Raw genomic sequence first — 9,137 nt, 5'->3', positions numbered from 1 at the left:
CCGCCGGGCCTCGCACGCGACCGGGTCGCCGACGCGCCGCCGGGTCTGGCCGGCGGCCCTCGCGGCGGCCGTCGCTCTCGTCCTGCTCGTCGGGACGCTCGTCGTGTCCCTCCAGCCGGCCATGCGCGACACCGATCGGGCCGCGGCGGTCGACTCGGCCCGGACGACTCTGGAGTCCCTGCTCAGCTACTCGGGGGCGACGTTCGACGCCCATGTCGCCGAGGTCACGCCCCGGCTCGCCGCGCCGTTCAAGGACCAGTTCAGCAAGGTCGCGGCCACCGACATCAAGCCCATGGCGGTCAAGAACGGTGCCACGGTCCAGGCCAAGGTCTACGACGCGGGGGTGATGGACACCTCGGGTGACGGGGGCGACGGGTCGACCGTGCGCATCATGGCCTTCGTCAACCAGGCGACGACCACCGCCAAGGAGCCCACTCCCGCCATTGACCAGAACCGGGTCATCGTGACGATGAAACGAGTCGGTGACCGCTGGCTCGTCAGTGACCTGGCGGCCTTCTAGGGCTGCTCCTCGAGAAACGCGTCCGAAAAATCTGTCCACCAGTGCATCCGGATGAGGTCCTGCCTCGGAAAGAAGGGACAAGGGCGGCCACCCGGGCCGCTCGTCCCGGATCACCAGAGCAAGGAGCACCCTCATGAAGACCCTCCGTGTTGCGGCTGTCACCGCGCTGTCCCTGGCGTCGCTCGGCGCGCTCGGCCTTCCGGCCCAGGCGGCTTCGGACGCCACCGTCTCGATCCTGCATGCCGTCCCCGGCGCGACGGTCGACGTCTACGCGAACGGCAAGGCGCTGCTGACCAACTTCAAGCCCGGCACCCTGACCAAGCCGCTCATGCTCCCCGGCGGTACCTACGACCTCAAGGTCACCGCCGCCGGCGCCGGCGCCTCGGGCAAGGCGGTCATCGAGGCCAACGGCGTCAAGGTCCCGAGCGGGGCCAACATCACCGTCGTCGCGCACCTCGACGCCTCCGGCAAGCCCGAGCTCACGCCCTACGTCAACGACACCTCGATGGTCCCGGCCGGCAAGGCGCGAGTCACCGTGCGCCACGATGCCGCGGCCCCGGCCGTCGACGTCCGGGCCGGCGGAGCCCCGGTGTTCAAGAACCTCACGAACCCCAATGAGGCCAAGGGACTCGTCCCCGCCGGCACCATCAAGGCCGACGTCGTCCTGGCCGGCACCTCCACGGTGGCGATCGGGCCGGCCGACCTCACGCTCAAGGAGGGCACCAACACCATCGTCTATGCCTGGGGGAGTGCCAAGGACAAGGACCTGAAGCTCGCCGTGCAGACCATCGGCGGCATGCACTCCGCGCCGGCCGGCGTCCCGGCCGGTGGTGGCCAGGCCCAGGCTCCGACCGATCTGATCCGCTATGCCGGCATCGGCGGCGCCGCGCTGCTGGCCGGCGGCATCGTGCTGGTGAGCCGCCGCCGCGCCGTTCCGACGCGCTGACGGGGCGCCGTGCACCTCAGGATCCGTCCGTCGAGGGCGGCGGCCGCCGTGGTCGCCGCCCTCGTGGCCGGCCTGTTCGCCTCCTGGTTGAGCAGCCCCCGGCCCGGCGACGCGGCGGCGCTCGGCACCGCTCTGCGGGGCGCGGCCGCGGTCACGACTACGCCCGTCGACGGGACGGAGCCAGCTGCTGGGTCGGCAGCCGCAGCGGCGGCGTCCTCCCCGACGCTGCAGGCCACTCCGGCCGAACCGCCTGCACCCGGGCCGACGGGTGCCACACCCACGGAGCTGACCATCGCCGCCGCCGGCCTGCGGATGCCCGTCGTCCCCGTCGGCGTCGCCGCTGACGGGGAGATGGCGCTGCCACCCACCCCGGCCAGGGCCGGGTGGTACCGCTACGGGGCGCTCCCCGGTGACCCGCAGGGCGCCGTCGTCATCGCCGGCCACCTCGACCAGCCCTGGTACGGAACCGGTCCGCTGGCCCGTTTGAACGACGTGTCCCCGGGGGCCAGCGTCGTCGTGCGGACCGGGGCCACGTCCCGGCGCTACGTCGTGACCGAGGTGCAGAGGGTGCGCAAGACCCGGCTGGACCTCGCGACGCTCTTTCGGGTGGACGGCCCGCCGAGCCTGCACATCGTCACCTGCGGGGGCCGCTTCGACCCTGTCGCCCGGCGCTACGACGAGAACGTCGTCCTTGTTGCCCGTCCGGTGTGAGGCCTGCGTGGCTATCGTGGAGCCCGTGCCCTTGGACGACGACGTCGAGGTCGAAGCCGTCGCGCCGGCCGAGGCCGTCGACAGCCACCTGGCGGCCCGACTCGTCGCGGGGGACCGGGACGCGCTCGCGGAGATGTACCGGCGCTGGTCCTCCCTCGTCCACACGATCGCCCTTCGCAGCCTCGCCAACACCGCCGACGCGGAGGACGTCACCCAGCAGGTCTTCGTCGCAGCCTGGAGCGGCCGACACACCCTCCGGCCGGATCGGGGCAGCCCGGCGGCCTGGCTCGTCGGCATCACGAAACACCGCATCGCCGACCTCCACGCCCAACGGGCGCGCCGGGCCCGTGACCTGCACGCCGTCGCGACCGCAGCGGTGGTCGCGCCGGCCGTGACGGTGGAGGACTGGGCCGACCGGTTGCTCCTCGTCCACGAGCTGGAGCGAATGGGCGACCCTCGGGCGGCGATCCTGCGGCTCGCCTTCCTCGAGGACCAGACCCACGAACAGATCGCAGACCGGCTCGCGATGCCCCTCGGCACGGTCAAGAGCCATGTCCGCCGAGGTCTGCTCGAGCTGCGTAACCGACTCAAGGAGGTGGAGCGTGTCCCATCCGACTGACGAGGCTCTTGCCGACCTTGTCATCGGCGAGCCGGATCCGACGGTGTCCGAGCACGTGTCCTCGTGCCCGCAGTGCGCCGCCACCGTGGCCGAGCTGCGCCGGGCCCGGCAGCTCCTGCGGGCCGTGAGCCAGGACCCCGTGGCCACCGGTGGCTGGGCGACGCCGGGCCCGTCGGTGTGGGCGGCCATCGAGGACGGCATCGACGCCGCGCCCGCCACTGACTCTCCCGAGCTCGAGGCCCAGGTCGAGCGGGGGCCCGACGTCGAGCAGGGGGCAGGGCCCGCCGCCGGAGCGACGACGTCCGCCGACACACCGGCGCGCACCCGTGCGCGCCTGCGGTGGACCCCCGCCTGGGCGGCCGGGCTCGCCGCAGCCTCCCTGCTCGTCGGGCTCGGGCTGGGCCACCAGATCTGGGACGGCGGCACGCCGGCTCCGAGCCCGACCGCTGTCGCGCCGGCGCCCACGGTCGCCACGGCGTCTCTCGACACGCTGGACACCAAGCAGCAGGACGGAAGGGCCGTCGTGGTCCGCACCCAGCAGGGACTCGACCTCGAGGTGGCTCCCTCCTCGAAGCTCGATCCCGGCAACGGCTATCTCGAGGTCTGGCTCATCAACACCGACCTCAAACGGATGGTCTCCGTCGGGGTCCTGCGGCCGGGCGAGTCGGGCCGGTTCACGATGAGCCAGCGGCTCATGGACCAGGGCTACACGATCGTCGACATCTCCGTGCAGCAGTACAACGGCAGCCCACTGCACTCCGGCCACAGCCTGCTCCGCGGGCAGCTGACCACCTGATGCAGGGGCGGCTACCCGTGGCTGCGGGCTGGGCGGGTGCACCCGCCCAGTCCGCCGGGCGGCATGCCCCTGCCGTCCTCGGGGGCGTCAGCGGAGGTGGTGCGCCGCAGCCCGCAGCACCGCAGCGGTGACCAGGTCGAGTGCTGGCGAGTCGAGCTTCCAGACCTGCCAGTAGAGCTCGACCTTGTGGACCCAGGCGGCGTCGAGGACGACGAGCTGGCCGAGGGTGTCCTGGAGGTCGGGCACCATGCCCCAGCCCACCCCGGCGCGGATGGCCGCGACGTACTGCACCGAGTCCGGGATGAAGTGCTCAGGCGGTCGGGCCTCGGGGGCGACCGACCGCAGGAGCCGGTTCTGGTGCTGGTCCTGGTGGTCGTACTGCACCATGGGAGCGCGATGGAGCGCCTCCGGTGTCGCTCCGTCGGGCAGCCACCTCCGGACGAAGCGACGAGACGCCTTGGCGCGGTAGGTCATGGCGCCCAGCCCGTGGACCGAGCACCCCTGCACGGGGCTCGGGTCGGCGGTCACTGCGGCCATGACCTCGCCCGACCGCAGCAGCTCCGCCGTGACCGCCTCGTCGTCCCGGCGCAGGTCGAGCTCGAGGTTCGGTCCGCGCCCGAGGTCGACGATGGCCGGGCCGAACCAGGTGGCGATGGAGTCGGCATTGACGACGACGGGCACGCGCACCCGCCCTGCGGAGCCGCGGGCAGGGTCGCCGGCGAGCAGGCCGCCGGCCTCGTCGAGCAGGTGGCCCACCTGACGGGCCGTGCGCAGCAGCACCTCACCCTTCGCCGTCGGCCGAACCGGCTTCGTCCGTTGGAGCAGCACGGCCCCCACGCTGGCCTCGAGTGCCTTGATCCGCTGGCTCACGGCCGACGGTGTGACGTGCAGCCGGGCCGCGGCCGCGTCGAAAGTGCCCGCGTCGACGGCGTTCACGAGCGCCCTGAGCTGATCGACATCCATGAAGCGACGCTAATGGAAGACCAGAAACATTCGCTGGGCTTCAGATCCGCTCATCCCTAGGCTGCCCGCGTGTCGTCCTTCATTGCACCCGCGCTCGCCGGGCTCGGCACGGGCGCCGGCCTCATCGTCGCGATCGGCCCGCAGAACGCCTACGTCCTGCGGCAGGGGCTGCGGCGCAACGGCATCGTCGCGGTCGTGCTCGTCTGCGTCCTGTCCGACATCGCGCTCATCGCGACAGGCGTCGCCGGGATGGGCGCGCTCGCAGGACGCTTCCCGGCGCTCCTGGAGGCGGTCCGTTGGGGCGGCGCCGCCTTCCTCGTCGCCTATGCGACGGTGGCGGCCCGGCGGGCTCTGCGACCTGCGGCCCTCGCGGCCGCCGACGCGCCCGACCCCACCCGCGCGGGGGTCGTGCTGACCGCTGTCGCGCTCACCTGGCTCAACCCCCACGTCTATCTCGACACGATGGTCCTCATCGGATCGGTGGCGGCGACCAAGGGTGACCCGGGCCGATGGGCCTTCGCGGCCGGCGCGATGCTGGCCAGCGTCCTGTGGTTCACCCTCCTGGGCCTCGGCGCGCGGGCGCTGAGCGGCGTGCTGGGCCGGCCCACCGTCTGGAGACTCGTCGACGGGCTCATCGCGGTCCAGATGCTCGTCGTCGCGGCCGGCCTCCTCCTCACCGGTTGACCCCCGGAAGAGCCGCGGGTTCGAGGTGTCCGGCGGACACCACTGTCCGGTAGATACCTCGACCGGTAGATACCTCGACCGGGCGCCACGGTGCGGGAAATGCTTGACGTGCGGGCACATGGGGGTCCATAGTCATCGCGTTCCTTGCAGGAGCTCCCGGATCGGGAGGTGTCGAGGTCGTTCGAACTCCGCCTCTTGACTCGGTTGGACATCTATGCCCTTCTTCGGTAGGCTAGGCCCTTGCGCTGCCCATGCCCTCCCTTCGCGACCTCGATCGGTGCGCGAGACCTCGCCGGCCTCGGTCGACCTGTGTCTTCACCGTGACGCGGACCCGCGAACGAAGTGCTGCGACAACGCGGATCTGAAGACTCGAAAAGGCCCGTGGAAGGACCCTCCTTGGCTGCCTCGCGTACTGCGACGAAAATGTCCACCGCATTGACCCCTTCGGGGCGTCTGTCCTTCGCGAAGATTCGCGAACCACTTGAGGTCCCCGACCTCCTGGCCCTTCAGACGGAGAGCTTCGACTGGCTGCTCGGCAACGAGCGCTGGCAGGCTCGCGTCGCAGCGGCCAAGGCCGAGGGGCGCTCCGATGTCCCCGACCGCTCCGGTCTCGAGGAGATCTTCGAGGAGATCTCCCCGATCGAGGACTTCAGCGGCTCGATGTCGCTGTCGTTCCGCGACCACCGGTTCGAGGAGACCCGCAAGACGATCGAGTCGTGCAAGGAGCGCGACCAGACCTACGACGCGCCGCTCTTCGTCACCGCCGAGTTCATGAACATGACGACCGGCGAGATCAAGAGCCAGACCGTCTTCATGGGCGACTTCCCCCTGATGACCGAGCGCGGCACCTTCATCATCAACGGCACCGAGCGTGTCGTCGTCAGCCAGCTCGTCCGCAGCCCGGGCGTCTACTTCGAGCGCACGCCCGACAAGACGTCCGACAAGGACATCTACACCGCCAAGATCATCCCGAGCCGCGGTGCCTGGCTCGAGTTCGAGATCGACAAGCGCGACATGGTCGGGGTCCGCGTCGACCGCAAGCGCAAGCAGTCCGTCACGGTGCTGCTCAAGGCCCTGGGCTGGACCGAGGCGCAGATCCTGGAGGAGTTCGGCGACTACGAGTCGATGCGCCTCACCCTCGAGAAGGACCACACGGCCAACCAGGACGAGGCCCTGCTCGACATCTACCGCAAGCTGCGCCCGGGCGAGCCGCCGACCCGTGAGGCCGCGCAGACCCTGCTCGACAACCTCTACTTCAACGGCAAGCGCTACGACCTGGCCAAGGTCGGCCGTTACAAGGTCAACAAGAAGCTCGGGCTCGACGCGAGCATCAACGACTCGACGCTGTCGATCGACGACGTCGTTGCGACGATCCGCTACATCGTGGCCCTGCACGACGGGCAGGACACCCTCAAGGGCGTCCGGCACGGCGAGGAGGTCGACATCCCCGTCGAGGTCGACGACATCGACCACTTCGGCAACCGTCGGCTCCGCTCCGTCGGCGAGCTCATCCAGAACCAGGTCCGCACCGGCCTGTCCCGGATGGAGCGCGTCGTCCGCGAGCGCATGACGACGCAGGACGTCGAGGCGATCACCCCGCAGACCCTGATCAACATCCGCCCGGTCGTGGCGTCGATCAAGGAGTTCTTCGGCACCTCGCAGCTCTCGCAGTTCATGGACCAGAACAACCCGCTCGCCGGTCTGACGCACAAGCGGCGTCTGTCGGCCCTCGGCCCGGGCGGTATCTCCCGTGACCGCGCGCAGATGGAGGTCCGCGACGTCCACCCGTCGCACTACGGCCGCATGTGCCCGATCGAGACGCCGGAAGGCCCGAACATCGGCCTGATCGGCTCGCTCGCCTCGTACGGCCGGATCAACGCGTTCGGCTTCATCGAGACGCCCTACCGCAAGGTCGAGTACGGCCTCGTCACGGACGAGGTGCACTACCTGTCCGCCGACGAGGAGGACAAGTTCGTCGTCGCCCAGGCCAACGCGGTCGTCGGCGAGGACGGGCGGTTCGTCGACGAGCGCGTGCTCGTGCGCACCAAGGGCGGCGAGGTCGAGCTCGTGCCCGGCGAGGACGTCGACTACATGGACGTCTCGCCGCGCCAGATGGTCTCCGCCGCGACGGCGATGATCCCGTTCCTCGAGCACGACGACGCCAACCGCGCCCTCATGGGCGCCAACATGCAGCGCCAGGCGGTCCCGCTCGTCAAGAGCGAGGCCCCGCTGGTCGGCACCGGCATGGAGTTCCGCGCCGCCCTCGACTCCGGTGACGTCGTCCGCGCCCAGAAGGCCGGCGTCGTCCAGGAGGTCTCCGCCGACCTCGTCAGCGTCGCGAACGATGACGGCACCTACCAGACCTACCGCATCGCCAAGTTCAGCCGGTCCAACCAGGGCACGAGCTACAACCAGGTCGTGCAGGTCGACGAGGGCGACCGGCTCGAGGTCGGCGACGTCATCGCCGACGGTCCGGCCACCGACGGTGGCGAGATGGCGCTCGGGCGCAACCTGCTCGTCGCGTTCATGTCGTGGGAGGGCCACAACTACGAGGACGCGATCATCCTGTCGCAGCGCCTCGTGCAGGACGACGTCCTCTCCTCGATCCACATCGAGGAGCACGAGGTCGACGCCCGTGACACGAAGCTCGGCCCCGAGGAGATCACCCGGGACATCCCGAACGTCTCCGAGGACGTCCTCGCCGACCTCGACGAGCGCGGCATCATCCGCGTCGGCGCCGAGGTGCGCGACGGCGACCTCCTCGTCGGCAAGGTCACTCCGAAGGGCGAGACCGAGCTGACGCCGGAGGAGCGGCTGCTCCGCGCGATCTTCGGTGAGAAGGCCCGCGAGGTCCGCGACACGTCGCTGAAGGTCCCGCACGGCGAGACCGGCACGGTGATCGGCGTCAAGGAGTTCCGCGCCGACATGGGCGACGACCTGCCGCCGGGTGTCAACCAGCTGGTCCGCGTCTACGTCGCGAACAAGCGCAAGATCACCGACGGTGACAAGCTCGCCGGCCGCCACGGCAACAAGGGCGTCATCTCCAAGATCCTCCCGATCGAGGACATGCCGTTCCTCGAGGACGGCACGTCGGTGGACGTCATCCTCAACCCGCACGGTGTGCCGCGCCGGATGAACCTCGGCCAGATCCTCGAGCTGCACCTCGGCTGGGCCGCCAGCCGCGGCTGGAAGATCGAGGGCGAGCCGGAGTGGGCCAAGCAGATCCCGGCCGACGCCCACCAGGCCACGCCGGGCTCCCGGGTCGCGACGCCGGTCTTCGACGGTGCGTCCGAGGAAGTCATCACCGGCCTGCTCGACTCGACGCTGCCGACGCGCGACGGGGTCCGCCTCGTCGACGGCTCCGGCAAGACCCGCCTGTTCGACGGCCGCTCCGGCGAGCCGTTCCCCGAGCCGGTGTCGGTCGGCTACATGTACATCCTCAAGCTGCACCACCTGGTCGACGACAAGATCCACGCTCGCTCGACCGGTCCCTACTCGATGATCACCCAGCAGCCGCTCGGCGGTAAGGCCCAGTTCGGTGGCCAGCGCTTCGGTGAGATGGAGGTCTGGGCGCTCGAGGCGTACGGCGCGGCCTACACGCTCCAGGAGCTGCTGACGATCAAGTCCGACGACGTCCCGGGCCGGGTCAAGGTCTACGAGGCGATCGTCAAGGGCGAGAACATCCCCGACTCCGGCATCCCCGAGTCGTTCAAGGTCCTCCTCAAGGAGATGCAGTCGCTGTGTCTCAACGTCGAGGTCCTGAGCTCCGACGGCACGGCGATCGAGATGAAGGAATCCGACGAGGAGGTCTTCCGCGCAGCGGAGGAGCTCGGCATCGACCTCAGCCGGCGCGAGCCGTCCACGGTCGAGGAGGTCTGAGGCCACCACGAGCAGCGGC

8 protein-coding genes are annotated in these 9,137 nt (G+C 70.5%); 7 read left to right on the top strand and 1 reads right to left on the bottom strand.

Annotated elements, in window-relative coordinates; translation table 11 throughout:
- The 5 genes from N864_RS25085 to N864_RS15640 form a co-directional block, all read left to right on the top strand.
- Positions 1–520, top strand: a 520-nt coding sequence (locus tag N864_RS25085; RefSeq protein WP_034718830.1) for a hypothetical protein, incomplete at its 5' end; no start/stop codon positions are given.
- A 133-nt stretch (positions 521–653) separates the two neighbouring features.
- On the top strand, positions 654–1,466 hold the full coding sequence (locus tag N864_RS15655; RefSeq protein ID WP_034718829.1) for a DUF4397 domain-containing protein: 813 nt from the start codon (positions 654–656) through the stop codon (positions 1,464–1,466).
- Between the two features lie 9 nt (positions 1,467–1,475).
- On the top strand, positions 1,476–2,177 hold the full coding sequence (locus N864_RS24760) for a class F sortase (protein ID WP_155892969.1): 702 nt from the start codon (positions 1,476–1,478) through the stop codon (positions 2,175–2,177).
- Between the two features lie 25 nt (positions 2,178–2,202).
- Positions 2,203–2,796: an RNA polymerase sigma factor gene (locus N864_RS15645; RefSeq protein WP_034718828.1), complete on the top strand. Its 594-nt coding sequence runs from the start codon at positions 2,203–2,205 to the stop codon at positions 2,794–2,796.
- Entirely contained in the window at positions 2,780–3,592 is an 813-nt protein-coding gene (locus N864_RS15640; RefSeq protein WP_034718826.1) for an anti-sigma factor, read from the top strand. Before N864_RS15645 ends, N864_RS15640 begins: the two co-directional genes overlap by 17 nt.
- Positions 3,593–3,679: 87 nt before the next feature.
- Here the strand turns inward: N864_RS15640 and N864_RS15635 are convergent, their stop codons facing one another.
- Entirely contained in the window at positions 3,680–4,555 is an 876-nt protein-coding gene (locus N864_RS15635) for a LysR family transcriptional regulator ArgP (protein WP_034718823.1), read from the bottom strand.
- Positions 4,556–4,624: 69 nt separating this feature from the next.
- On the opposite strand from N864_RS15635, the gene N864_RS15630 reads away from it, so the two are divergent.
- Both N864_RS15630 and rpoB read left to right on the top strand, forming a co-directional pair.
- Complete coding sequence (locus N864_RS15630; RefSeq protein WP_034718815.1) at positions 4,625–5,239, top strand: LysE/ArgO family amino acid transporter; 615 nt, start codon at positions 4,625–4,627, stop codon at positions 5,237–5,239.
- A 396-nt stretch (positions 5,240–5,635) separates the two neighbouring features.
- Positions 5,636–9,118, top strand: a complete 3,483-nt coding sequence (gene rpoB, locus N864_RS15625) for a DNA-directed RNA polymerase subunit beta (RefSeq protein ID WP_034718813.1) — start codon at positions 5,636–5,638, stop codon at positions 9,116–9,118.
- Positions 9,119–9,137: the final 19 nt, after the last annotated feature.

The sequence above is a fragment of the Intrasporangium chromatireducens Q5-1 genome, from assembly GCF_000576575.1.
Taxonomy (GTDB): Bacteria; Actinomycetota; Actinomycetes; order Actinomycetales; family Dermatophilaceae; genus Intrasporangium_A; species Intrasporangium_A chromatireducens.
Note: the sequence above shows the minus strand (reverse complement) of the source record. Positions and strands in the feature narration are given on the sequence as shown.

Coding starts and splice junctions, on each gene's coding strand:
- N864_RS15655 (WP_034718829.1), top strand. CDS start 654: ATGAAGACCCTCCGTGTTGCGGCTGTCACCGCGCTGTCCCTGGCGTCG.
- N864_RS15635 (WP_034718823.1), bottom strand. CDS start 4,555: ATGGATGTCGATCAGCTCAGGGCGCTCGTGAACGCCGTCGACGCGGGC.